This is a genomic window from Pandoraea oxalativorans (genome assembly GCF_000972785.3).
Lineage (GTDB): Bacteria > Pseudomonadota > Gammaproteobacteria > Burkholderiales > Burkholderiaceae > Pandoraea > Pandoraea oxalativorans.
This window is the reverse complement of sequence record NZ_CP011253.3, coordinates 3300092-3322904: the sequence shown is the minus strand read 5'-3', so window position 1 is coordinate 3322904 and position 22813 is coordinate 3300092. Positions and strand designations below refer to the sequence as shown.

The following is a 22813-nucleotide window of genomic DNA, read 5'->3' as shown; positions in this document are numbered from 1 at the left end:
ACGGGTGTCGAGGCACGAGGGAGAAGACGATGGGGCGTTCGCTGAATCTGGAAGGCAAAGTCGCAATGGTCACGGGGGCGTCGAGCGGGCTTGGCATGCAGTTCGCCAAGGTGCTCGCGCAGGCGGGGGCGAAGGTCGTGCTGGCCAGCCGTCGCGTGGAGCGACTCAAGGAATTGCGGGCGGAAATCGAGTCTCAGGGCGGCGCGGCGCACGTTGTGCCGCTCGATGTCACCGACTACGACAGTATTCGCGCCGGGGTGGCGCATGCGGAGACCGAAGCCGGTGCCATCGACATTCTGATTAACAACTCGGGGGTGTCCACCCAGCAAAAGCTGGTCGATGTGACGCCGCAAGACTTCGATTACGTGGTCGATACGAACACGCGCGGTGCGTTTTTCGTGGCGCAGGAAGTGGCCAAGCGCATGATCCGTCGCAGCAAGGGCGACCCGCAGCGGCAACACCGGATCATCAATGTGGCCTCGGTCGCCGGGCAACGGGCGATTTCCATGCTCGGCGTCTATTGCATGAGCAAGGCGGCCGTGATTCACATGACCCGTTCGATGGCGCTCGAATGGGGACGTTACAACATCAACGTGAACGCGCTCTGCCCGGGGTATATCGATACGGAAATCAACCACGATCATTGGCAGACCGAAGCCGGGCGCAAGCTGATTCAGATGTTGCCGCGCCAACGGGTCGGTGAACCCGGCGACCTTGATGGGTTGATTCTGCTGCTGGCCTCAGACGATTCTCGCTTCATTAACGGCTCGATCATGACCATCGACGATGGTCTTGCGGTGGGCTAGGCGCAACGGCCGTCCGGTGGCCGCCGGGCGCGGTCTTCGAAGGCCGCGGACGATTGCGCAGGCTCGCTGCAATGCGGCAATCGGGGATTGTCCGAGGCAGTCAGCGCAGCGACGACGAGCGCATAATTTCCTAGCGCTTCAGAACGCTTATTGACGTTCATGGACGCGCAGCGGATCACGAAGGACGTCGCGTTGACGTCGGATCCCGAATCATCTCGAAGACAACATGCGTAATCAAGGCTGGCGGGGGCTCGTCGGAGTCGCGCTTGCCCTCGCCGCAATCGCGCTGCCAGCGGCCGCGCAACCTTACAAGGCCGAATACACGCTGTCGATCGTGCCCGATGGCGGCACACCGTGGGGCAAGGGCACGCAGCTCTGGGCGGACATGGTGCGCGAGCGCACGCAAGGGCGCATCAACATCCGGCTTCACCCCAACGCCACACTCATGGGCGGCGATCAGACGCGCGAATTCACGGCGCTGCGTCAGGGCGTCATCGACATGGCTGTCGGCTCGACGATCAATTGGTCGTCGGCGATTCCTGAATTCAACCTCTTCTCGCTACCATTCCTGCTGCGCGGGTATCGTTCGCTCGACGCGCTCACGCAGGGCGAAGTCGGTCGCGAACTCTTCCGTCGCGTGGAGGAGCAGGGGGTCGTGCCGCTGGCGTGGGGGGAGAACGGTTTTCGTCAGGTGACCAATTCACGTCGCGCGATTCGCGCGCCGGAGGACATGAGAGGGCTGCGCTTTCGTGTCGTCGGCTCGCTTCTGTTCAACGACATCTTCACAGCGCTTGGCGCAGTGCCCACTCAGATGACATGGGGCGAGGCCATTCGCGCATTGCGATCCCGCAAGATCGATGGCCAGGAAAATCCGATCACGATATTCAACAATGCGCGGCTCGATACCGTCGGGCAGCGCTATCTGACGGTATGGGATTACGTGGCAGACCCCATCGTCTTCGTCGTCAATCGTCAGGTCTGGGATAGCTGGTCGCCGCAGGATCGCGACATCGTGCGCGACGCCGCCGTGGAGGCGGCACGCTTCGAAGTCACGCTGGCCCGTGAGGATCTGCTCACCAGCGGGCAGGGCATGTGGGAAAATCTGGAGGCCCGCGGGGTGAAGGTCGCACGACTGAACCCTGAGCAGCGCCAGCGCTTTGTCGACGCGACGCGGCCGGTCTATGTGAAGTGGAAGGCGCTGGTCGGGCGCGATCTGGTCGAAAAGGCCGAAGCGGCGGTCCGGGACGAGTCGATCAGCAGCAAGTCGCCGTCGCTTGGGACGCGCAAGTAAGACGCGGGAACGTCGCATTGTCGGCGGTGGCGCGGTGCTTCGGGCGCCTCGGAATCTTCCGATTCACGGCCGTTCGCCATTCCCAAACGACGGCTCGTCGAGGCAAATCTCGGCAGTCTGACGCGCGCCACCCCACCCGAAGCGCTACACTTTACCCCCATGACGCCCTGTCAGTTCAAGGCAGGGCGTCGATTTTCATCATGGGGAATTGCAGTGTCGTCAGAGTACAAAGAAGTCTTTCGTATGAGCATGCCCATTCGCTGGGGCGATATGGACGCCTTCGGGCATGTCAACAACACCGTGTACTTTCGTTACATGGAGCAGGTGCGTATTTCCTGGTTGGAAACGCTGGACATCGCGTCGGAAGAGCGTGATACGGGCGAGGGTCCCGTCATCGTCAATGCCAACATGACGTTCCTGCGTCAATTGCGATATCCCGGCGATATCGAGTGCCGCATGTTTATCGGTGCGCCGGGACGTAGCAGCATCGACACGCGCTTCGAACTGCGCCGCGCCGATACACCGGACATTCTCGTCGCCGAAGGCGGCGCGAAAATCGTCTGGGTGAATTATCAGGCTGAGAAGTCGGTGCCGTTGCCGGAGGCCGTGCGCACGTTGATCGCCGGGGGCTGATGCCGGTCGGCAGGGGGGGCGGCGCAGTGGTTGCCGGTGGCCCCTCGCTGTCGCCTTCGGTGTGGGTGTTTGCGCAGTAGTGTCTGACCCGGAGGTGGCGCTCAGTTGCCGAGCAGGCGTTGCACCAGTTCGGTTGCCGTGCCGGCACCGTATTTCTGCATAAGACGGGCGCGGTAGATATCGACGGTTCGCGGGCTGATCTCGAGAATCTTGCCGATCTGCTTGCTTGTCTTGCCTTGCACCAGTTGCGCGGCGATTTCGCGTTCACGAGCGGTCAGTGCGACGGCGACGCGGCGTGTGGCGGAGATGTCTTCGAAGGTCCAGAGGCCGGCGGCATGCGGATCCTTGACGTCGAGCGAACGGCCCGTGACGTGGCACCAGAACAATTCGCCGTTGGCACGTCGCATGATGCGCTCGTCCGAATAAACGCCTTGCGTGCTCATGATGGGCGGAATGCGTTCGCCGATGCGCTCGAATTCCTTCGGTGACGGATACAGGACCTGGAAAGACTGGCCAATGAGCGTTTCGTGCGCGTAGCCGAAGATCTTGCCGAGTTGGCGGTTGCAGTCCTCGATGATGCGCTGGCGCGAAATGACCAGACCGACGGGGGCGATGTGAAAAGCTGTCTGGTAATCGAACGTCGGCATTGGGGGAGATACGGATCCGGTCGGGTCTCCTGCGTGGGCGCCGCGTGTGGCGGCCCGGTACGCGGGAAGATATGTAATTTCACGTATTGTGCCCCATTTGCGTGCCACCGTAAGCTCTGAGGTTGCATGAGGTGCGTGGTCCGAGGTGTTGGCGGGCCGTCGCAAGCCTCGCAACGCGCGAGTGCGCGGCATAATTTCAATTCTCAACCGAGGGAAAGGGACAAACGATGAACAAGGTATACGCCAGCGCCAAGGAGGCGCTCGCCGGTGTCGTCGCAGACGGGCAAACGCTCGCCGTCGGTGGCTTCGGCCTATGTGGCATTCCGGAGGCCCTGATCGCCGCATTGCGCGACTCGGGCGTCAAGGGGCTCACGTGCATCAGCAACAACGCCGGCGTCGACGGTTTTGGCCTCGGGTTGCTGCTTGAGACGCGTCAGATCAAGAAAATGATCTCGTCGTACGTGGGCGAAAACAAGGAATTCGAGCGTCAGTATCTGGCGGGCGAACTCGAACTTGAATTCACGCCGCAAGGCACGCTGGCCGAGAAGTTGCGCGCTGGCGGTGCCGGTATTCCGGCATTCTTTACGAAAACGGGCGTGGGCACTGTGGTTGCCGAAGGCAAGGACACGCGCGAGTTCGACGGCGAGACATACGTCATGGAGCGCTCGCTGCGCGCCGACGTGGCGCTGGTCAAAGCCGCCAAGGCCGACCGTGCAGGCAACCTCGTGTTCAACCGCACCGCCCGCAACTTCAATCCGATGGCTGCCATGGCCGGCAAGATCACTATCGTCGAAGTCGAGGAACTGGTCGAAACCGGCGCAATCGATCCGGACGACGTGCATCTGCCGGGGATCTTCGTTCAGCGCATTGTGCTGAACGCACATCCGGAGAAACGCATCGAACAACGCACGGTACGTGCCAAGTAAGCGCCGAGATCAAGGAGATAACCATGGCATGGAATCGTGATGAAATGGCTGCGCGCGCGGCGCGAGAGCTCGAAGACGGCTTTTACGTGAACCTCGGCATCGGTTTGCCCACGCTGGTGGCGAATCATGTGCCGGAAGGCATGGAAGTTTGGCTGCAATCGGAAAACGGCCTGCTCGGCATCGGTCCGTTCCCGACCGAAGACGAAGTCGACGCCGACATGATCAACGCCGGCAAGCAGACGGTGACGACGCTCCCGGGCTCGTCGATTTTTTCGTCGGCCGATTCGTTCGCGATGATCCGCGGAGGTCACATCAATCTGGCGATTCTCGGGGCGATGCAGGTCAGCGAAAAGGGCGACCTTGCGAACTGGATGATCCCGGGCAAGATGATCAAGGGCATGGGCGGTGCGATGGACCTCGTCGCAGGCGTCGGTCGCGTGGTGGTGCTCATGGAGCATGTGGCCAAGGGCGATGCACACAAGATCCTCAAGGCCTGCGATCTGCCGCTCACCGGCGTGGGCGTGGTCAATCGCATCATTACCGACTTCGGTGTGATCGATATCACGCCGGACGGCCTGAAGGTCGTCGAACTGGCACCGGGCGTAACGAAGGAAGAAATCTCGCAGAAGACCGGCGCACAGCTCGATACGAGCGCTGTCTGAGGTCGATGCGATGGCCGCCGATGCCCGGGTTGCCGTGCGATGCGCGGCACCGATTTGCTGAGGATGACCTGGGCCGTTGAACCCGGTCGTCGATGATGTAGGAAGTTGGTCTGTGCGAGATAAAACGGGCGGAGAGTTTCTCCGCCCGTTTGTCTTGATGGGCAGCAGTGTTGGTTAGCGGGTGAAATGCCGCGTCAATGCCCTCGTTGCCCTTGTCGCTGCCTTTGTCTCTTTACTGCGCAGTCCAGCCACCGTCCATGTTCCATGCGGCACCGCGCACTTGCGCGGCGGCGTCGCTGCACAGGAAGACGGCGAGCGCCCCGAGCTGCTCGGGCGTGACGAATTCCCCGGAAGGTTGCTTCTCGCCGAGCAGCGAGCGCTTGGCTTCATCCCCTGACAGCTTGTCGCGGGCGGCGCGGTCGTCCACCTGCTTTTGCACGAGCGGCGTGAGCACGAAGCCCGGGCAGATCGCGTTAGCCGTCACGCCGGTCTGCGCATTTTCCAGCGCTGTGACCTTCGTCAGGCCAACAATGCCGTGCTTGGCTGCGACGTACGCCGACTTGCCCGTCGAGCCAACGAGTCCGTGGACCGACGCGATGTTGATGATGCGTCCCCAGTTGCGCGTGCGCATGCCGGGCAAGGCAAGTCGCGTGGTGTGGAAGGCAGACGTCAGGTTGATGGCGATGATCGCGTCCCATCGGTCCGTCGGAAAATCCTGAATTTCCGCGACGTGCTGAATGCCTGCGTTGTTGACCAGAATGTCCACGCCGCCGAACGCCGACTCGGCGTATTGCATCATCGCCTCGATCTCGCTTGCGCGGCTCATGTCGGCACCGTGATAACCGACTTGTGTGCCCGTATGGCCCGCCTTCGCTGCGGCATCCGTAATGGCCTTGCGTGCAGCGTCTGCGTCGCCGAAGCCATTCGCGATGAGGGTGGCGCCTTGTGCCGCGAGCGCTTGTGCCATGCCCAGACCGATACCGCTGGTCGAGCCGGTCACGAGGGCGATTTTTCCTTTCAGCATTGCATCGTCTCCGTGCGGGAGGAGGGTGGGGGAGGAATACGATGTCGACGAGCGTGGCCCGCGAACTGCGGTTTGATGCGGCTCATGAGTGGCCTCATTCTAGCTTACGGTTTGCGGCAAGCGCGGTAGAATTCGAGTCTGGAAACCGATCCGATGAGTCTGCCATGCCGAGTCACGCGCCGCGTCTGTCGAACGTTCAGTGTCTGAGTCCTTCCGGGCTGCATCGCATGGCCTATGCCGAGTGGGGGGATCCCGAGAACCCTCGTGTGTTGGTCTGCGTGCACGGGCTCACGCGCAGCGGTCGCGATTTTGACGCGCTGGCGAATGCGTTCGCAAACGACTACCGTGTGGTGTGCCCCGATGTGGTGGGGCGCGGCCAGTCGTCGTGGTTGCTGAATCCCGCGGGTTATGTTGTTCCGCAATACGTAGCGGACATGGTGACGCTTATCGCCCGTCTCGGCGTCGCGACCGTCGACTGGTTCGGTACGTCGATGGGCGGCCTCATCGGCATGGGACTCGCGGGGCTGCCGGATACGCCGATTCGTAGCCTGCTGCTCAACGACGTGGGGCCGCATATAGATGCGCCAGCCCTTGCGCGCATCGGGCAGTATGTTGGTATTCCGAAGCGATTCGCATCGATCGACGAAGGCGCAGATTACCTCTGGTCGATCTCGTCGGCGTTCGGGCCGCATACCCGGCAGGAGTGGCTTGCGTTGAGCGAGCCGTTGCTCAAGGCGGACGGCGACGGCTATGTGCTGCGTTACGATCCGTCGATCGGGGCGGCTTTTTCGGCTGTGACGCCGGAGGCCATTGCGGCAGGAGAGGCCATGCTCTGGGCGTCGCTTGCTGCGTTCCCGGGGCGGACATTGATCGTGCGGGGCGAGCAGTCGGACCTGCTTTCGCGCACGACGCTCGAGCAGATGCTGGCGCACGCGCAACACGCGCGCGCCGTTGAAATTCCCGGCGTGGGACACGCGCCGACCTTTGTGCATGCGGATCAGATCGAGATCGCACGCCGATTTTATGAGGGATATGCCGACTGAGACGCGTCCGTGCGACGTGGCGTGGCGGTAGATCCAGAGTCAAAAGAACACCAGGAGTCTTACATCATGGCAGTACAACGTTTCTACGTCGAAAAGCGCTGGTCGGACATGGCTGTGCACAATGGCACCGTCTATCTCGCCGGTCAGACCCCCGACGATCGTTCGCAGGATATGGCGGGTCAGACGCGTCAGGTGCTCGCGCACATCGACCGGCTGCTCGGCGAAGCAAACAGCGACAAGTCGCTCATCCTGTCCTGTCAGATCTTCATCTCGGACATGAAGTACTTCGGTGAAATGAATCAGGTGTGGGACGAGTGGGTGCCCGCAGGCAATGCACCCCCGCGTGCTACGGTGCAGGCGTTGCTCGCCGACCCTGCCATGCTTGTTGAAATCGTGGTTGTGGCAGCTCAGCGCGAAAGCTGAGTGCTCGACCCGCAACATCCGGGGCGCTGGTCGCCCCGCGTTCCGACATGAACCAACATCAAGCACCGACATCCACTGAGTCGCCTCCGACGCCGGGTGTGGGTGATGCATCATTGCCCGCCACCCTGGACGACGCACTTGCATTCGCCGCGACGCTGTGCGGCGAGCAGGTTCTCTCGTCAGGCGAACCGATCATGGCGCACGCGCGCGGCATGATGGCGATTCTCGATACGCTACGCGTGGACGAAGCGACGCACCAGGCGGCGGCGCTCTTTTCGGCCGTCGAATTTCTCCCCGATCCGCAAGCGACGTTGACGCAGAAGTTCGGCGCCGAAGTCGCCGCGCTCGTGATCGATGTGCGCAAGTTGCAGCGGCTCTCGGGCGCCGGCGCGCGCGCCGCGCAGGCGATGCCCTCCGATGGCCGCGATCGCGACGCCACCGCCGAGCGAAAGTCGCAGGTCGAAGGGCTGCGCAAGATGCTGCTGGCGTTTGCACAGGACATTCGCGTTGTGATGATCCGGCTGGCGTCACGTCTGCAATCGCTGCGGTGGTATGCGGCCGAGAAAAAGGCGCCGCCCGAAGAGATGCCGCACGAGGTGCTGGAAATCTATGCGCCGCTGGCCAATCGGCTCGGTATCTGGCAACTGAAGTGGGAGCTTGAAGACCTCGCGTTCCGTTTCCTGGAGCCGGTCACCTACAAGCAGATCGCCAAGCTGCTGGAGGAAAAGCGCGTCGAGCGTCAGACCTTTATTGAAGGGGCGATCCAGCGGCTCCAGGACGAACTGTCGCGTGCGGGCGTCAAGGCCGAAGTGTCGGGGCGGCCGAAGCACATCTACAGCATCTGGAAGAAGATGCGCGGCAAGGCGGTCGATTTTGCCGAGCTTTACGATGTTCGGGCGTTTCGCGTGATCGTCGACGACATCAAGGATTGCTACACGGTGCTGGGCATTGTCCACAACCTGTGGCAACCGATTCCAAAAGAATTCGACGACTACATTTCGCGTCCGAAACCGAACGGCTACAAGTCGCTGCATACGGTCGTCATCGGCGACGACGGCCGTGCGTTCGAAGTGCAGATTCGCACGAACGAGATGCACCATTTCGCCGAGTACGGCATTGCGGCGCACTGGCGCTACAAGGAAGCCGGGCAGCGGGGTTACGGTGGTGCGTTTTCGGCGAGCGACGCTTACGACGAGAAGATCGCGTGGCTGCGTCAGCTGCTCGCGTGGAAGGACGACGTCGCCGATACCGTGGGTGCCGAGGCTGCCGCGCAGCCGTGGGAGCAGCTCAAGCGCGCGACGATCGACGATCACATCTACGTGCTCACGCCGCAAGCGCGGGTGATTGCGCTGCCGCAAGGAGCGACGCCGGTCGACTTCGCTTATCACCTGCATTCGGAGCTGGGGCACCGGTGTCGCGGCGCGCGTGTCGACGGTGCGATGGTGCCGCTCAATACGCCGTTGCAAAATGGGCAGACGGTCGAGATCGTCACGGTCAAGCAGGGTGGTCCGTCGCGGGACTGGCTCAATTCGCAACTCGGGTATTTACAAAGCCATCGGGCGCGTCAGAAGGTGCGTCAGTGGTTCAACGCCATCGACCTCGAAGAGACGATCGCGCACGGTCGCACGATCATCGACAAGACGTTGCAACGCGAGGGCAAGACGTCCGTCAACCTTGAAGAGCTGGCTGCGCGTTTGGGTTTTCGCGCGCCAGACGATCTCTACGCGTCGATCGGCAAAGACGAATTTAGCCTGCGGCACGTCGAGCAGGCACTCTCGGGCAATCAGCCGGGGCCCGAGCCGAAGGACGACGACACGGTTGTCGCGAAGAAGAGTCTCCATACGAGTGTTGCGCAGGGGGCGAAGAGCGGGGTGCTGGTGGTGGGTGTCGGCGCCTTGCTGACGCAATTGGCCAAGTGCTGCCGCCCCGCGCCTCCGGATCCGATCGTGGGTTTTGTCACCCGGGGCAAGGGCGTGTCGATTCATCGTCAGGATTGCAGCAGTTTCCAGTCGATGAAGGCGCGCGCGCCCGAGCGGGTGATTCAGACGGCGTGGTCGTCCGACGTGCTAGAAGGGCGCGGCGTTGCGGCTTACCCGGTCAATATCCAGATCGAGGCGACGGACCGTCAGGGTTTGCTGCGCGATATTTCCGAAGTGTTTTCGCGGGAAAAGCTAAACGTGACGGGCGTCAGCACGCAATCGCGCGGTGCACAGGCGTTCATGCAGTTCACGGTCGAGGTGCGCGACGGTGGGCAGTTGCAGCGCGCCCTGGCGCAGCTGAACGGCGTGACGGGCGTGGTGTCGTCGCGCAGGCGTTAACGTGGCTGTTGGCGGTGAGCGCTCCCGGGGGATTGTCCGGGGCTCGCCGCGGGCAGCGCGACGCGTCCGCCGACGTCGTGACCCCCGCACGAAAGCCTTGATTGATGCGCGGTTTTTCGTCGGCAGACACAATAATCGCTTGGCGATGTGCCGAAACCTTGCTAGAATCTCGTTCTCTTGCAGTAGGCTCGTAGCTCAGCTGGTTAGAGCACCACCTTGACATGGTGGGGGTCGTTGGTTCGAGTCCAATCGAGCCTACCAACGAAATTTAATGCATTACAGTCCGCGAAGCCCCGCAGACACAGGCGCTGGAAAACACTCATGTTGAAGACTGCCCGAACTTTCACAGTAGTGAAGGTGCGACGTTAAGTCGAGGGTGTTTTTCGTCTGGATGCAAGGAATGAAGAGACGGCCTCGACGACAGTCGAGGCCGTTTTTTTTCGTGGTTTGCCGCGTGGCGTGGGCCGCGCGTGACGTTTTTGCGCATGGGAGTGCGACATGATTTCGGTACGTTTGCCTGACGGTTCGCAACGCCAGTACGAAGCCCCGCTGACGGTGGCGCAAGTCGCCGGTTCGATCGGCACGGGGCTGGCCAAGGCTGCCCTGGCGGGCCGCGTCGACGGCAAGCTGGTCGATACGTCCTATCTGATCGATCACGACGTGAGTCTCGCTATCGTCACGGACAAGGATGCCGACGGCCTCGACGTCATTCGTCACTCGACGGCTCACTTGCTGGCGTATGCCGTGAAGGAGCTGTTCCCCGAGGCGCAGGTCACGATCGGTCCTGTCATCGAAAACGGCTTCTACTACGACTTCTCCTTCCATCGCGCTTTCACGCCGGAAGATCTCGAAGCCATCGAGAAGAAGATGCACGAACTCGCCAAGAAGGACGAGCCGGTGACGCGCGAAGTGCTGTCGCGCGACGACGCCGTGCGTCTGTTCCTCTCGATGGGTGAAAAGTACAAGGCCGAAATCATCGAATCGATCCCGGCGACGGACGAAATCGGTCTGTACCGCGAAGGCAAGTTCGTCGATCTGTGCCGTGGTCCGCACGTTCCGTCGACTGGCAAGCTCAAGGTCTTCAAGCTGATGAAGGTGGCTGGTGCCTACTGGCGCGGCGACGCGAAGAACGAGCAGCTTCAGCGCATTTACGGCACGGCCTGGACGAAGAAGGAAGACCAGGACGCGTATCTGCACATGCTCGAAGAAGCCGAAAAGCGCGATCACCGCAAGCTCGGCCGCGCGCTCGATTTCTTCCATATGCAGGAAGAAGCGCCGGGCCTCATCTTCTGGCACCCGAAGGGCTGGACGCTCTGGCAGCAGGTCGAGCAATACATGCGCCGCGTCTACCGTAACAACGGCTACCAGGAAGTGAAAGGTCCGCAGATTCTCGACCGCTCGCTGTGGGAAAAGTCGGGGCACTGGGAGAACTACAAGGACAACATGTTCACGACGGAATCGGAGAACCGCGCCTACGCGCTCAAGCCGATGAACTGTCCGGGACACGTCCTGATTTTCAACTCGGCGCTGCACAGCTACCGCGATCTGCCGCTGCGTTACGGCGAGTTCGGTCAGTGCCATCGCAATGAACCGTCGGGCGGCCTGCACGGCCTGATGCGCGTGCGCGGCTTCACGCAGGACGACGGCCACATCTTCTGCACGGAAGACCAGATCCTCGACGAATGCGTGAACTACACGGCGCTGCTGCACGCGGTCTATAAGGATTTCGGCTTCACGGACATGATCTACAAGGTCGCAACGCGCCCTGAGCATCGTGTCGGTTCGGACGAAAATTGGGATAAGGCCGAATTCGCGCTGATGGAATCGCTGCGTCGCTCGGGCTGCGAATTCGTGATCGCCGAGGGTGATGGCGCATTCTACGGCCCGAAGATCGAGTACACGCTCAAGGATGCGCTCGGCCGTCAGTGGCAATGTGGCACGATGCAGGTCGATTTCTCGATGCCGGAGCGTCTGGACGCCGAGTATGTGGCCGAAGACAACAGCCGCAAGCGTCCGGTGATGCTTCACCGCGCAATCCTGGGCTCGCTCGAGCGTTTTATCGGGATTCTGATCGAGCACCATGCTGGTGCATTGCCTCTCTGGCTGGCGCCGGAGCAGGTGATCGTGATGAATGTCTCGGAAAAAACGGCCGATTACGCCCAGGAAGTGACGAAAAAGTTGAAAGAACAAGGGCTTAGGGCTCGGGGCGATTTGCGCAACGAGAAAATTAGCTATAAAATACGCGAGCACTCTTTGCAGAAAGTTCCCTATCTCGTGGTAGTGGGGGACAAAGAGCAGGAGGGGAATACGGTAGCCGTGCGTGCCCGTGGCGGCGTGGATCTGGGTGTGATGCCCGTTGACGCGCTCATCGAACGTCTTGCGCAAGAATGCGCATCGTTCCAATAACGCCTGTCGGACAGCGCGGCTAAATTTTTGACTTTTTTCGAGGATAAGCAACATCGCTACCGATAAGTCGCATCGCATCAACGGCGAGATTACTGCGCCCGAAGTGCGTCTAAATGGCGTCGACAACGAGCCGCTCGGCATTGTGAAACTGGCAGAAGCTTTCCGTCTGTCCGAAGAGGCTGATGTCGATCTGGTGGAAATTGCACCGACCGCGAATCCGCCGGTTTGCCGTCTGATGGACTACGGCAAATTCAAGTATTCGGAACAGAAGAAAGCGCACGAGAACAAGCAGAAGCAGAAGGTTATCCAGACCAAGGAAGTCAAGTTCCGGCCTGGTACCGACGACGGTGACTACAACGTCAAGTTGCGCAATCTGAAGCGTTTCCTTGAAGACGGTGACAAGACCAAGATCACGCTGCGATTCCGCGGCCGTGAGATGGCCCACCAGGAAATCGGCGCTCGTATGCTGGAACGTCTGAAGTCCGATCTCGAAGAGTTCGGCCAGCCGGAACAGATGCCGAAGATGGAAGGCCGTCAGATGATCATGGTCATCGCGCCGAAGAAGAAATAATGCCGTGGCGGTGTCGAACGATGCCGCCGGGCAGCAAAGAATTGCCGCCGCCGCCCGTTAAGGGCGCGGCAGCGATGCAGGGTGCCGTCCGGCCCTGAAAATAAGTGGTCTCAGGTTCTAAAAGGGGCGCGATTTTGGCGTCACACCTGTGATCATGTTAAAAACCCTGGAGTTTTTCATGCCTAAGATGAAAACCAAGAGCGGTGCCAAGAAGCGCTTTCGCGTGCGTCCTGGCGGTACCGTCAAGCGTGGTCAGGCCTTCAAGCGTCACATTCTGACGAAGAAGACCACCAAGAATAAGCGTCACCTGCGCGGTGCCGTCGGCGTTCATGAGTCTGATCTGAACTCCGTACGCGCAATGCTGCCCTTCGCTTAAACCCCGACTTAGATAGGAGAGAAACATGCCTCGAGTCAAACGTGGGGTCACCGCACGGGCCCGCCATAAGAAAGTCATCGCAGCAGCCAAGGGTTTCCGCGGCCGCCGCAATAACGTCTTCCGCATCGCCAAGCAAGCGGTCATGCGCGCTGGGCAATACGCCTACCGCGATCGCCGTAACAAGAAGCGCGTGTTCCGCGCCTTGTGGATTGCGCGTATCAATGCAGGTGTGCGTCAGCACGGTATGACCTACAGCGTGTTCATCGCTGGTCTGAAGAAGGCCTCGATCGAACTCGACCGCAAGGTGCTGTCCGACATGGCCATCAACGACAAGCCGGCATTTGCCGCGATTGTCGCTCAGGTGAAAGCCGCCGTCGCAGCCTAAGCTGTAGTTAGCGTATAGCGCGTTTTAATGCGCGCCGTTCGCCAAAAGGGGGCTCTCATCGGAGCCCCCTTTTGTTTTTCGCTTGCCTTTCCGCTTGTTTTCGCTGGTACACGCGGCCATTCCGACTGCCTAACTTGAGTCTGTAGCATATGGATCTGGAACTTATCGTCAGCGAAGCGCAGCGTGCGTTCGCCGCCGCTCCCGACGCCGCCGCGCTGGAAAACGAGAAAGCCCGCTTTCTCGGCAAGACTGGCCAACTGACCGAGTTGCTCAAGGGCCTCGGCAAGCTTGATCCCGAAACGCGCAAGACCGAAGGCGCTCGGATCAACGCGGCCAAGCAACAGATCGAAGGCGCTTTGCAGGCGCGCCGCCAGGCCATGGCCGACGCGCTGCTCGATGCGCGCCTGTCCGCCGAGGCTATCGACGTCACGCTGCCCGGCCGAGGCCTGGGCGCTGGCAGTCTGCACCCCGTGCTCACTACCTGGGAGCGCGTCGAACAGATTTTCCGTTCCATCGGGTTCGACGTGGCCGACGGCCCCGAGATCGAAACCGACTGGTTCAACTTCACTGCCCTGAACAGCCCCGAGAACCATCCGGCGCGTTCGATGCAGGACACCTTCTACGTCGAAGGCAATGACGATGCGGGCAAGCCGTTGCTGCTGCGCACGCACACGAGCCCGATGCAGGTGCGCTATGCGCGCATGAACAAGCCACCGATCAAGGTCATCGCGCCGGGACGTACGTATCGTGTCGATTCCGATGCGACGCACTCGCCGATGTTCCATCAGGTCGAGGGGCTGTGGATCGCCGAAGACATCAGCTTCGCCGACCTGAAAGGCGTGTACACCGACTTCCTGCGCAAGTTCTTCGAGCGCGACGACATTCAGGTGCGTTTCCGCCCGTCGTACTTCCCGTTCACGGAGCCGTCCGCCGAAATCGACATGCAGTTCGAGACCGGCAAGAACGCCGGCAAGTGGCTGGAGATTTCGGGATCGGGGCAGGTGCATCCGTCAGTGGTCCGTAATATGGGTCTCGACCCCGAGCGCTACATCGGTTTCGCGTTTGGCTCGGGTCTGGAGCGCCTGACGATGCTGCGCTACGGCGTGCAGGATCTGCGTCTGTTCTACGAGAACGATCTGCGCTTCCTGCGCCAATTCATGTAATCGATGCCGTGGGCCCTGGCTGGCGCGCAAAGCCGCTGCCGCCGGGCTTTCGGAAGTGAAGACTTAACTGCGAGCGAACTGATCCATGCAATTCTCTGAATCGTGGCTGCGTACCCTGGTCGACCCGGATTTGTCGACGGACGCGTTGGCGCACGCCCTGACGATGTCCGGGCTCGAAGTCGAGGAAACCGATCCCGTCGCCCCGCCGTTTACCGGCGTGGTCGTGGCCAAGGTGCTCGAAGTCGCCCGTCACCCGGATGCTGACCGTCTGAACGTCTGCCAGGTCGATGCAGGCACCGGCGAGACGCTCACGATCGTGTGCGGCGCGCCGAACGTGGCGCCGGGTATCAAGGTGCCGTGCGCTACCGTCGGTGCGGCTTTGCCGCCGGCGGAGGCGGGTGGGGCACCGTTCCAGATCAAGATCGGCAAGCTGCGCGGCGTGCAAAGCTTCGGCATGCTGTGTTCGGCCCGTGAGCTGAAGCTCTCGGAAGATCACGCCGGACTGATGATCCTGCCGGAAGATGCACCGGTCGGCATGAACATCCGCGAGTATCTCGATCTCGACGACACGATCTTCGTCGTCAAGCTCACCCCGAACAAGGCTGACTGCTTGTCGCTGCTCGGCGTTGCCCGTGAAGTCGCGGCGATTACCGGCGCACCGCTCAAGGATCTGCCGGGGCAGGGCGCACAGGCGTCGACCATCGCCGACACGCTGCCGGTGCGTATCAGCTCGCCGGACGGTTGTGGACGCTTCGGTGGCCGCATCATCCGTCGCGTGAACGCTGCGGCACCGTCGCCGCGCTGGATGGTGGAGCGCCTGGAGCGCGCCGGTCAGCGCAGCATCTCGGCGCTCGTCGACATCACCAACTATGTGATGCTCGAACTGGGCCAGCCCTTGCACGTCTACGATCTGAATCGCCTGCAAGGCGGCATCGACGTGCGCTTCGGTCGCGCGGGCGAGACGCTCAAGCTGCTCAACGAGCAGACGGTCACGCTCGACGAGACGACCCTCGCGATCACCGACGCCAGCGGCCCGATCGGCCTCGCCGGCATCATGGGCGGCGATTCGACGAAGGCAGGACTCGAGACGCAGAACATCTTCCTGGAAGGTGCGTTCTTCTTCCCGCAAGCCATTCAGGGGCGTGCTCGCAAGTACAACTTCACCAGCGATGCGTCGCATCGCTTCGAGCGTGGCGTCGACTTCGCCGGCAATGTGCGCGCGCTTGAGCGCGCCACGCAACTTGTCCTCGACATCTGTGGGGGGCAGGCCGGTCCGCTGGAAGATCAGATCGCGAAGCTGCCTGAGCGTCAGCCGGTGAAGATGCGTGTGGCCCGTGCCGTCAAGATTCTCGGCGTGCCGGTCTCCGAGCAGGAAATGAGCGCAATCTTCACGCGTCTCGGCCTGGCGTTCACGTTGACGGACGGTGTGTTCGAGGTCACGCCGCCGTCGTACCGTTTCGATATCGAGATCGAAGAGGATCTGATCGAAGAGATTGCACGCATTTACGGTTTCGACCGTATTCCGGCCAATCCGCCGGTGGCCGCGAGCGAAATGCGTCCGACGCAGGAAAGCCGTCGTTCGCAGCATGCCGTGCGTCACGCCGTGGCCGCGCGCGACTATCACGAGACGGTCGGTTTCAGCTTCGTGGACGTGGAATGGGAAGCCGACTTTGCGGGCAACGACAATCCGATAAAGTTGCTGAATCCGATCGCGAGTCACCTCGCCGTGATGCGCTCGACACTTATCGGCAGCCTGATCGCGACGGCGCGTTACAACCTGAATCGCAAAGCATCGCGCGTTCGCGTGTTCGAAATCGGTCGCACCTATCACCGTGACAACACGGTGGCGTCCGGCGAACTGAGTGTGGGTGGGTATCGTCAGCCGTTGACCGTGGCGGCGCTGGCTTACGGTCCCGTGCTCGAAGAGCAGTGGGGCGCAGCGGCGCGTCAGGTCGACTTCTTCGACGTGAAGGGTGACCTCGAAGCGCTGCTGGCACCGCGCGCCGCGCGATTCGTGAAGGCTGAGCATCCGGCGTTGCACCCGGGACGAAGTGCTGCGATAGAAGTGGACGGCAAGCGTGTTGGCTTCATCGGCGAGCTGCATCCGCGCTGGCAGCAGAAGTACGACCTGCCGCAGGCACCGGTGCTGTTCGAGATCGAGGCCGAAGCACTGTTCGGTCGTGACGTTGCGAGCTACGAGGACATTTCGAAGTTCCCGCCGGTCACGCGTGACCTCGCGTTGGTGGTCGATCAGGCACAGCCGGTGCAGGTGCTGCTCGATGCGATGCTGGCTGCACGTCATGACGATCCGGCATGCAGCGTGGTGCAGTCGGTGCGCCTGTTCGACGAGTTCCGGCCCAAGGCGGGTGCGGCTTCGGGCTCCCTGGGAGCCCAGGACAAAAGCGTGGCGTTTCGTGTTACTCTGCAAGACCCCTCGGGTACGTTGCAAGACGAGACGGTCCAGGGCGCCATTAACGCACTGGTACAACGGGTAGAAGGGTTCGGCGCACGTTTGCGCGCTTAAAACTCAGTAGAAAAATCCGGGTGCGAGTGGGTTATCGCACTGTCATCGCCATCGCGTGGGACGTATGAACGAAATGAATCCTGGTGAATTTGAAGCCATGCTCGCGGCGCAGCGCATTGCGTTGGGTCGCGGCGAAGTGAACGAGGTCTCGACCGAGGCGCCGACGCTGACCAAGGCCGAACTGGCCGAGTTGCTGTTCGAGCATGTGGGCCTGAATAAGCGCGAAGCGAAGGATATGGTCGAGGCGTTCTTCGAGTCGATCCGCGACGCGCTCGAATCGGGTGACAGCGTCAAGCTCTCCGGCTTCGGTAACTTCCAACTGCGCGACAAGCCGCAACGCCCGGGTCGGAATCCGAAGACGGGCGAAGCGATTCCGATTGCCGCGCGCCGTGTCGTGACTTTCCACGCCAGCCAGAAGCTCAAGACGATGGTCGAGTCCGGCGTACTGAGCAAGTAATTCCCCCGGCCGCCGCATTCTGTGGCGGCCGTTGGTTTTTCGTCCGCAATTTAACCGTCGTCCCATTCCGCTAACGCCGCGATGGATCACGTTGCCTTGCCGCCGATTCCCGCCAAGCGTTACTTCACCATCGGTGAGGTGAGCGAGCTATGTGGTGTCAAACCGCATGTGCTGCGCTATTGGGAGCAAGAGTTTACGCAACTGCGCCCGGTCAAGCGGCGCGGCAACCGGCGGTACTACCAACATCACGAAGTCCTGCTGATCCGGCGAATCCGGGAGCTGCTCTATGAGCAGGGCTTCACGATCAATGGTGCACGCAATCGTCTCGAAGCCGACACGCCGCGCGGCGCGCGCACTTCGGCGGCTACCGCTGGCGCTCAGGTGGATGCGTCGACCTCCGGCGAGCCGGGCGACGCGGCACTCGATGTCGACGATCTGCGCCGCCGTATCGAATCCGTCATCGATCTGCTGAAGTCCTGAGCGGTCCTCGCACTTCCGATCCCCCTCGTCACCACCGTCCGCCCGACTTCGGGATTCTCCTAATACGGCGGTGGCCGAAACTTCCGTAATCCGAGATATGGCACGCTGCGAGGCGGGGGCGCGCTCGTCTGGCCGGATGAACTTCATACATCCCCGGATTGAGACGACGCCGAACGACTTCCGGGGGCGCTGGGATTGCCTTACACTTGCCGGAAACTACGACGCCCGACAGCGGCGTCCCTCGATCCTCTTGAAAACCGGGCCAACACCGACCTTTTCGCGCGGGGGCGCGAAGGCTGAAAGGATCTCGACCTATGGCGGAACCGAGCATGACGGGCGCGCGACACGGGCGTTGGGCGACTTCCTATCGCTCTATCGTCGCAATCCTGATTTTCGGTTTTCTGATCCTTGTCCTTCTGTGGACGGCGGTGCTCTGGCGCATCTCCATCGAGCACAAAGCCATTCTGCGCGACACGGCGGCTTCCGCATCGACCGTCGCGACCGCCCTCGAACAACAGACGCTGCGTGCGATTCGCCAGGTCGACCAGATCACCCGCTTCGTGAAATACGAGTACGAGCGCCGTCGCGGCGACTTCGATCTGAAGCAGGCGCTGACCGAGGGGACCGTCGCCGAGCGCTTCATGGTGCTCGTGAGCCTGACGGACGCGAGCGGCAACGTGGTCGCCGCCACGATGCCGGGCGGTGCGGGGGTGAGCATCGCAGATCGCGAGCATTTTCGTGTGCATCTCGACGACGAGAGCGACGGCCTCTACATCAGCCATCCGGTATTCGGGCGTGTGTCTCGCAAGTGGGTGCTTCAGTTCAGCCGTCGCCTAAATCATCCTGACGGCACCTTCGCGGGCGTCGTGGTGGTCTCGCAGGAGCCGAGCTACTTCACGTCCGACTTCTACACGAATGCCGTGCTCGGGCAGTACGGCCAGATTGCCGTGATTGCCGACGACGGCGCGTTGCTCGCGCGCAGTACCGGGGCGAGCGTCGCCATCACCGGCACTGGCGAGTTGCCTCCGTTCGCGGCAGAGCAACGGAATTCCGGTTTGCAGCGCGACCCGATCGACGGTGTCGAGCGCGTCGTCGCCTATCGGCATTTGCGTGATTATCCGCTGGCCGTGCAGGTCGGCTTGTCGCTCGACGAGGAACTGTCCGAATATCGTCACGTTGAACGCGTCTATCTGACGATGGCGACGTTTATCTCGGTGGCGCTTGTCGTCTTCTTCGCGCTCATTGCGTATCTGATGCAACGTCTGATCGGCCGTGATCAGCAGCTCACGCGCCTGATCTCATACGACGCACTGACTGGCCTGCCGAATCGTTACGCGCTGATGGAGTCGTTGCGCCGGGCATTGTCCGTGCCGGATCGGCTCGGCAAGGTCGCGCTGCTGCACATCGATCTCGACAATTTCAAGAGCGTGAACGACACGCTCGGTCACTCCCAGGGCGACGAAATCATCCGTCAGGTCTCGGAGCGGTTTATTCCGCGTATGCCGGCCGGGGCAATGCTCGCCCGCTTCGCTGGCGACGAGTTCATGGTGTTGCTCGAAGGCGACGGTGCACCCGATCAGGCCGAACCGCTGGGGGAGACGTTGCTGGCCGCGCTTAAGTCGCCGATGGTGGCCGACGGCACGTCGTTCGCGTTGCACGCCAGCATCGGCGTGACGTTCTGGTCGAAGCCGGAAGAGACCGAGGCGGATCTCATCAAGAAGGCGGATCTGGCCATGTATGCCGCGAAAGAGGCGGGCAAGAGCGTTGTGCGTGTCTATTCGCAGCAAATGACGCATCAGGCGCACCAGCTTGTCGTGTGGGAGCGCCAGATGGAGCAGGCGCTGGCCAATGGCGAGTTCTTCCTCGCCTATCAGCCGATCATCTCGCTGGGTAGCGATTGCATATGCGGCATGGAAGCGCTGATTCGCTGGCGTCATCCGGAGCGCGGCATTCTCAGCGCGGGCGAGTTCATCCCGCTGGCGGAGACGACCGGGCAGATCGTGGCCATCGGCGAATTCGCGCTCACGCAAGCCTGTCGCCAGCTCGTGGCGTGGCGCGGCACGCCGATGGGGTCGCTGCGACTGGCAGTGAATGTCTCGTCCGTGCAGTTCTGGCGAGGCGACATCGGCGAACTCGTTGAGCGTCTCGTGAAGGAGTACGCGATCGAGCCCCATCGCCTGGAACTGGAGATCACGGAATCGGTGATGGTGAAGAATCCGGCGCTCGTGGAAATGAAGATCGAGCAGTTCAAACGCGCGGGCTTGCGCATTGCGCTGGACGATTTCGGCACGGGTTACTCGTCGTTGTCCTATCTGACGCGCTTCCCCGTCGATACGCTCAAGGTCGACCGATCGTTTGTCGAATCGATTCCCGATTCTTCTCGGTCGTGTCTGATGATTTCGAACATCGTCAATATTGCGCGCTCCCTGGGCATCGATCTGATTGTCGAAGGTGTGGAAAACGAGCGTCAGCTCGATTGGCTTCGTCATTTTGTGCCACTAAGTGCGCAGGGCTATTTGTTTTCCCGACCGGTGGAAATCGAACGACTGGATTTGCTAATTGCCCGATTCGGTATTTGCCAATAAAGACGAAGTAAATGGGAAACACCAGAACGAGCTAGTTAATAGGTTAAATAGCTATACATAATAAATCCACGATCAGAAGGTTTTCGTACGGCAGGATCGTCGGAGTACTATAGAATCATCGGGTTCTCGCGGTGATTCCGAAACGCATGAACGGATGGCCGTACGCCCCAACCGGCATTAGACCGGGGCAGGGAGCGGGGCTGTCAACGGCCTGCCATTGTCGGGGTGGACAATGGCGTGGCAACAGGGATCCGAAGGCACGGGGCGCGACAAGCCGAGGGTCGGAAACGAGGGAAAGAGTTTGACGCGCAGACCAGAATTGGCGGGAATTCGCTGGCACGACGAATGCCGGTCGCGACCAGAAGTTCTGTCCGGGGAAGTGACAGAAGCGCGATTTCGATTGAAGCGGGTACTTTGCCAACGTAACAAGTGAAAAATATTAGAACGAGCGTTTGATTTTCGGATGAGGATAAGGCATTGGCTTTATGCCGCCTGTGTCTCGGTCGGCGTGCTGGTCGCCTGCTGGGTTGCGGCGGATCGCACTGCCACGTCGCTGGTGGGCGATAAGCTTGCGCAAAGCGTCGACGCCGGGCAAATCGTTGCCGACCGGGTCGCCGACGGCATGGTGCACGCCATCAACACGGATTTGTCGATGGTGCGCGCGATTCCCTCGACGCTGGCCGATGTCGACTTGCTGCGCGAGGTCGTGCCCGCGGCGGGTGGCAAGCCGGCTGCGGCGGATGTCGTGGGGCGCGCGAACGAATTCCTGCGCGGTGCACAAAGCTACTTTGGTGTCGACCGCGTGTGGGTGATCGACGCGAGCGGCGTATGTGTCGCCGCCAGCAACTACCGGGACGTTCCGTCACCGCTCGGGGGATCGGTGGCCGACATGCCCTATGTCACGAACGCGCTGCTGGGGGATCGTTTCGAGCGCTATGCGTCGGGCTGGGAGCATCAGGCACCTGGCCTTTATTTCAGCGCGCCGATGTACCGCGACGGATTGCTGATCGGCGTGGTCATGACCAAGATCGGACTGACCCGTCTGCGCCACTGGGTCGGCAGCGGCGAATCGTTCGTGACCGACGGCAACGGCGTCGTCATCATGGCCAACGACCCGCGCTTCGAAAACAGCTTCATGATCGACGGCAAGCTCGGTTCGCTCTCCGACGCCGAGCGGCAGGCGCTTTATCAGCGTCACGATTTCGCACGCATGCCGATTTCGCAATTCAAACGTGCGCCGGGCCGCTCGAACGCCTGGGTGCCGCAGGAGTTGCTCGACCGGATGTCGGAGTTCAATGATCTGCGCAAGCCGTTCGTGATTTCGTCGCGCCCGAGCGCGAGCAACGATCTGATCGTCTACGCGGTGGAAGGCGTCGAGGCGTGGGACGCCCTCACGCGTCAGCACGCCAAGGATCTGGCGCTGTGCTTTCTGTTGTATCTGGGCGGCGCGATCATCGTGGCGCTGGTCGCGTGGACGTATTGGCGCGAGCGGGCGCAGCATCGTGAGGTGCGTCAGTCGAACGAGGAGTTGCGCGCGGCGAACAACCAACTGGCGTTCGAAGCCAGCTACGACGAACTCACGGGCAGCCTGACCCGCCGTTACTTCTTCCACCGCTTCGAGCAACTGCTGGAAGCCGCGCAAGTCAAGAACGAGCCGATGAGCCTCATCGTCGCCGATCTCGACCATTTCAAGACGATCAACGACACTTATGGACACGCGATTGGCGACCAGGTGCTGTGTCGTTTCGTGCTGGTGTGCTCGTCGACGTTGCGTGGCGACGATCTGATCGGACGCATCGGCGGCGAGGAGTTCGCCATCTTGCTGCCGGGCGCGAGCGAACGCGACGCGCTGCGTGTCGCCGACCGGATTCGCGAGCGTTGCAAGCGTGAATCGGTGGAAGGGAGCGAGCCGCCACTGCAGTTCTCCGCGAGCTTCGGCATTACCGAGTGGCAGGATTCGGATTCGCCGATGAACATGGTCGAGCGCGCAGATATGGCGCTGTATCGCGCCAAGCGCGCCGGGCGCGACCGCTGCTGGGTCTTCTGATTCGCGCAATTCGCTCTGTGCGTCGCTCATTCTCGGGATGTAGCGA

20 protein-coding genes and 1 tRNA gene are annotated in these 22813 nt (G+C 61.5%); 19 read left to right on the top strand and 2 right to left on the bottom strand.

Annotated features, from left to right (window positions below):
* The first annotated feature begins 29 nt into the window (after window positions 1-29).
* From MB84_RS14675 to MB84_RS14665, 3 genes are all read left to right on the top strand, one after another.
* Window positions 30-806, top strand: coding sequence for an SDR family oxidoreductase (locus MB84_RS14675; RefSeq protein WP_046292318.1), 777 nt, complete (start codon window positions 30-32; stop codon window positions 804-806).
* Between the two features lie 226 nt (window positions 807-1032).
* Window positions 1033-2097: a DctP family TRAP transporter solute-binding subunit gene (locus MB84_RS14670; RefSeq protein WP_046292317.1), complete on the top strand. Its 1065-nt coding sequence runs from the start codon at window positions 1033-1035 to the stop codon at window positions 2095-2097.
* Between the two features lie 243 nt (window positions 2098-2340).
* Window positions 2341-2730 (top strand): acyl-CoA thioesterase, encoded by a 390-nt coding sequence (locus MB84_RS14665; RefSeq protein ID WP_046292316.1) that lies wholly within the window; start codon window positions 2341-2343, stop codon window positions 2728-2730.
* Window positions 2731-2831: 101 nt separating this feature from the next.
* Here the strand turns inward: MB84_RS14665 and MB84_RS14660 are convergent, their stop codons facing one another.
* Entirely contained in the window at window positions 2832-3377 is a 546-nt protein-coding gene (locus tag MB84_RS14660) for a PAS and helix-turn-helix domain-containing protein (protein WP_039397689.1), read from the bottom strand.
* A gap of 227 nt (window positions 3378-3604) precedes the next feature.
* Between MB84_RS14660 and MB84_RS14655 the strand changes: the two genes are divergently transcribed.
* Window positions 3605-4303, top strand: a complete 699-nt coding sequence (locus tag MB84_RS14655) for a CoA transferase subunit A (RefSeq protein ID WP_046292315.1) — start codon at window positions 3605-3607, stop codon at window positions 4301-4303.
* 23 nt (window positions 4304-4326) lie between these two features.
* Window positions 4327-4965 carry a CoA transferase subunit B gene (locus tag MB84_RS14650; protein WP_046292314.1) on the top strand — a complete coding sequence of 213 codons (639 nt, stop codon included), beginning with the start codon at window positions 4327-4329 and terminating at the stop codon, window positions 4963-4965.
* Window positions 4966-5197: 232 nt separating this feature from the next.
* Here MB84_RS14650 and MB84_RS14645 read toward each other — a convergent pair whose 3' ends face one another.
* On the bottom strand, window positions 5198-5989 hold the full coding sequence (locus tag MB84_RS14645; protein ID WP_046292313.1) for a 3-hydroxybutyrate dehydrogenase: 792 nt from the start codon (window positions 5987-5989) through the stop codon (window positions 5198-5200).
* Between the two features lie 164 nt (window positions 5990-6153).
* Between MB84_RS14645 and MB84_RS14640 the strand changes: the two genes are divergently transcribed.
* The 14 genes from MB84_RS14640 to MB84_RS14575 all read left to right on the top strand — a co-directional run bounded on the left by MB84_RS14640 (window position 6154) and on the right by MB84_RS14575 (window position 22767).
* Window positions 6154-7032 carry an alpha/beta fold hydrolase gene (locus MB84_RS14640; RefSeq protein ID WP_046292312.1) on the top strand — a complete coding sequence of 293 codons (879 nt, stop codon included), beginning with the start codon at window positions 6154-6156 and terminating at the stop codon, window positions 7030-7032.
* A gap of 66 nt (window positions 7033-7098) precedes the next feature.
* Window positions 7099-7455, top strand: a complete 357-nt coding sequence (locus MB84_RS14635; protein ID WP_039397700.1) for a RidA family protein — start codon at window positions 7099-7101, stop codon at window positions 7453-7455.
* Window positions 7456-7502: 47 nt separating this feature from the next.
* Complete coding sequence (locus tag MB84_RS14630; protein WP_245725374.1) at window positions 7503-9773, top strand: RelA/SpoT family protein; 2271 nt, start codon at window positions 7503-7505, stop codon at window positions 9771-9773.
* Between the two features lie 184 nt (window positions 9774-9957).
* Window positions 9958-10034: transfer RNA gene (locus MB84_RS14625), tRNA-Val, on the top strand.
* A gap of 237 nt (window positions 10035-10271) precedes the next feature.
* Window positions 10272-12179, top strand: coding sequence for a threonine--tRNA ligase (thrS, locus tag MB84_RS14620; RefSeq protein WP_046292310.1), 1908 nt, complete (start codon window positions 10272-10274; stop codon window positions 12177-12179).
* Between the two features lie 52 nt (window positions 12180-12231).
* The gene (infC, locus tag MB84_RS14615; RefSeq protein ID WP_425415913.1) at window positions 12232-12750 is read left to right on the top strand and encodes a translation initiation factor IF-3; all 519 of its coding nucleotides are present in this window, start codon (window positions 12232-12234) and stop codon (window positions 12748-12750) included.
* Between the two features lie 178 nt (window positions 12751-12928).
* A complete protein-coding gene (gene rpmI, locus MB84_RS14610; protein WP_010806049.1) occupies window positions 12929-13126 on the top strand; it encodes a 50S ribosomal protein L35 in 198 nt (65 codons plus the stop codon).
* Window positions 13127-13151: 25 nt separating this feature from the next.
* Window positions 13152-13511, top strand: coding sequence for a 50S ribosomal protein L20 (gene rplT / locus MB84_RS14605; protein ID WP_010806048.1), 360 nt, complete (start codon window positions 13152-13154; stop codon window positions 13509-13511).
* 149 nt (window positions 13512-13660) lie between these two features.
* Window positions 13661-14674 carry a phenylalanine--tRNA ligase subunit alpha gene (gene pheS / locus MB84_RS14600; protein WP_039397704.1) on the top strand — a complete coding sequence of 338 codons (1014 nt, stop codon included), beginning with the start codon at window positions 13661-13663 and terminating at the stop codon, window positions 14672-14674.
* A gap of 85 nt (window positions 14675-14759) precedes the next feature.
* A complete protein-coding gene (gene pheT / locus MB84_RS14595; RefSeq protein ID WP_046292308.1) occupies window positions 14760-17198 on the top strand; it encodes a phenylalanine--tRNA ligase subunit beta in 2439 nt (812 codons plus the stop codon).
* 64 nt (window positions 17199-17262) lie between these two features.
* Window positions 17263-17655: an integration host factor subunit alpha gene (locus tag MB84_RS14590; RefSeq protein WP_039397708.1), complete on the top strand. Its 393-nt coding sequence runs from the start codon at window positions 17263-17265 to the stop codon at window positions 17653-17655.
* Window positions 17656-17736: 81 nt separating this feature from the next.
* Window positions 17737-18135 (top strand): MerR family transcriptional regulator, encoded by a 399-nt coding sequence (locus MB84_RS14585; protein ID WP_046292307.1) that lies wholly within the window; start codon window positions 17737-17739, stop codon window positions 18133-18135.
* Window positions 18136-18449: 314 nt separating this feature from the next.
* Window positions 18450-20720, top strand: a complete 2271-nt coding sequence (locus tag MB84_RS14580) for a bifunctional diguanylate cyclase/phosphodiesterase (RefSeq protein ID WP_046292306.1) — start codon at window positions 18450-18452, stop codon at window positions 20718-20720.
* A gap of 463 nt (window positions 20721-21183) precedes the next feature.
* Window positions 21184-22767, top strand: coding sequence for a sensor domain-containing diguanylate cyclase (locus tag MB84_RS14575; protein ID WP_084009802.1), 1584 nt, complete (start codon window positions 21184-21186; stop codon window positions 22765-22767).
* The last annotated feature ends 46 nt before the right edge of the window (window positions 22768-22813 follow it).

Bases quoted from the DNA above. Each gene is read 5' to 3' on its own strand.
- MB84_RS14675 (WP_046292318.1), top strand. From the start codon at position 30: ATGGGGCGTTCGCTGAATCTGGAAGGCAAAGTCGCAATGGTCACGGGG.
- MB84_RS14670 (WP_046292317.1), top strand. From the start codon at position 1,033: ATGCGTAATCAAGGCTGGCGGGGGCTCGTCGGAGTCGCGCTTGCCCTC.
- MB84_RS14665 (WP_046292316.1), top strand. From the start codon at position 2,341: ATGAGCATGCCCATTCGCTGGGGCGATATGGACGCCTTCGGGCATGTC.
- MB84_RS14660 (WP_039397689.1), bottom strand. From the start codon at position 3,377: ATGCCGACGTTCGATTACCAGACAGCTTTTCACATCGCCCCCGTCGGT.
- MB84_RS14655 (WP_046292315.1), top strand. From the start codon at position 3,605: ATGAACAAGGTATACGCCAGCGCCAAGGAGGCGCTCGCCGGTGTCGTC.
- MB84_RS14650 (WP_046292314.1), top strand. From the start codon at position 4,327: ATGGCATGGAATCGTGATGAAATGGCTGCGCGCGCGGCGCGAGAGCTC.
- MB84_RS14645 (WP_046292313.1), bottom strand. From the start codon at position 5,989: ATGCTGAAAGGAAAAATCGCCCTCGTGACCGGCTCGACCAGCGGTATC.
- MB84_RS14640 (WP_046292312.1), top strand. From the start codon at position 6,154: ATGCCGAGTCACGCGCCGCGTCTGTCGAACGTTCAGTGTCTGAGTCCT.
- MB84_RS14635 (WP_039397700.1), top strand. From the start codon at position 7,099: ATGGCAGTACAACGTTTCTACGTCGAAAAGCGCTGGTCGGACATGGCT.
- MB84_RS14630 (WP_245725374.1), top strand. From the start codon at position 7,503: ATGAACCAACATCAAGCACCGACATCCACTGAGTCGCCTCCGACGCCG.
- thrS (WP_046292310.1), top strand. From the start codon at position 10,272: ATGATTTCGGTACGTTTGCCTGACGGTTCGCAACGCCAGTACGAAGCC.
- rpmI (WP_010806049.1), top strand. From the start codon at position 12,929: ATGCCTAAGATGAAAACCAAGAGCGGTGCCAAGAAGCGCTTTCGCGTG.
- rplT (WP_010806048.1), top strand. From the start codon at position 13,152: ATGCCTCGAGTCAAACGTGGGGTCACCGCACGGGCCCGCCATAAGAAA.
- pheS (WP_039397704.1), top strand. From the start codon at position 13,661: ATGGATCTGGAACTTATCGTCAGCGAAGCGCAGCGTGCGTTCGCCGCC.
- pheT (WP_046292308.1), top strand. From the start codon at position 14,760: ATGCAATTCTCTGAATCGTGGCTGCGTACCCTGGTCGACCCGGATTTG.
- MB84_RS14590 (WP_039397708.1), top strand. From the start codon at position 17,263: ATGAACGAAATGAATCCTGGTGAATTTGAAGCCATGCTCGCGGCGCAG.
- MB84_RS14585 (WP_046292307.1), top strand. From the start codon at position 17,737: ATGGATCACGTTGCCTTGCCGCCGATTCCCGCCAAGCGTTACTTCACC.
- MB84_RS14580 (WP_046292306.1), top strand. From the start codon at position 18,450: ATGGCGGAACCGAGCATGACGGGCGCGCGACACGGGCGTTGGGCGACT.
- MB84_RS14575 (WP_084009802.1), top strand. From the start codon at position 21,184: ATGAGGATAAGGCATTGGCTTTATGCCGCCTGTGTCTCGGTCGGCGTG.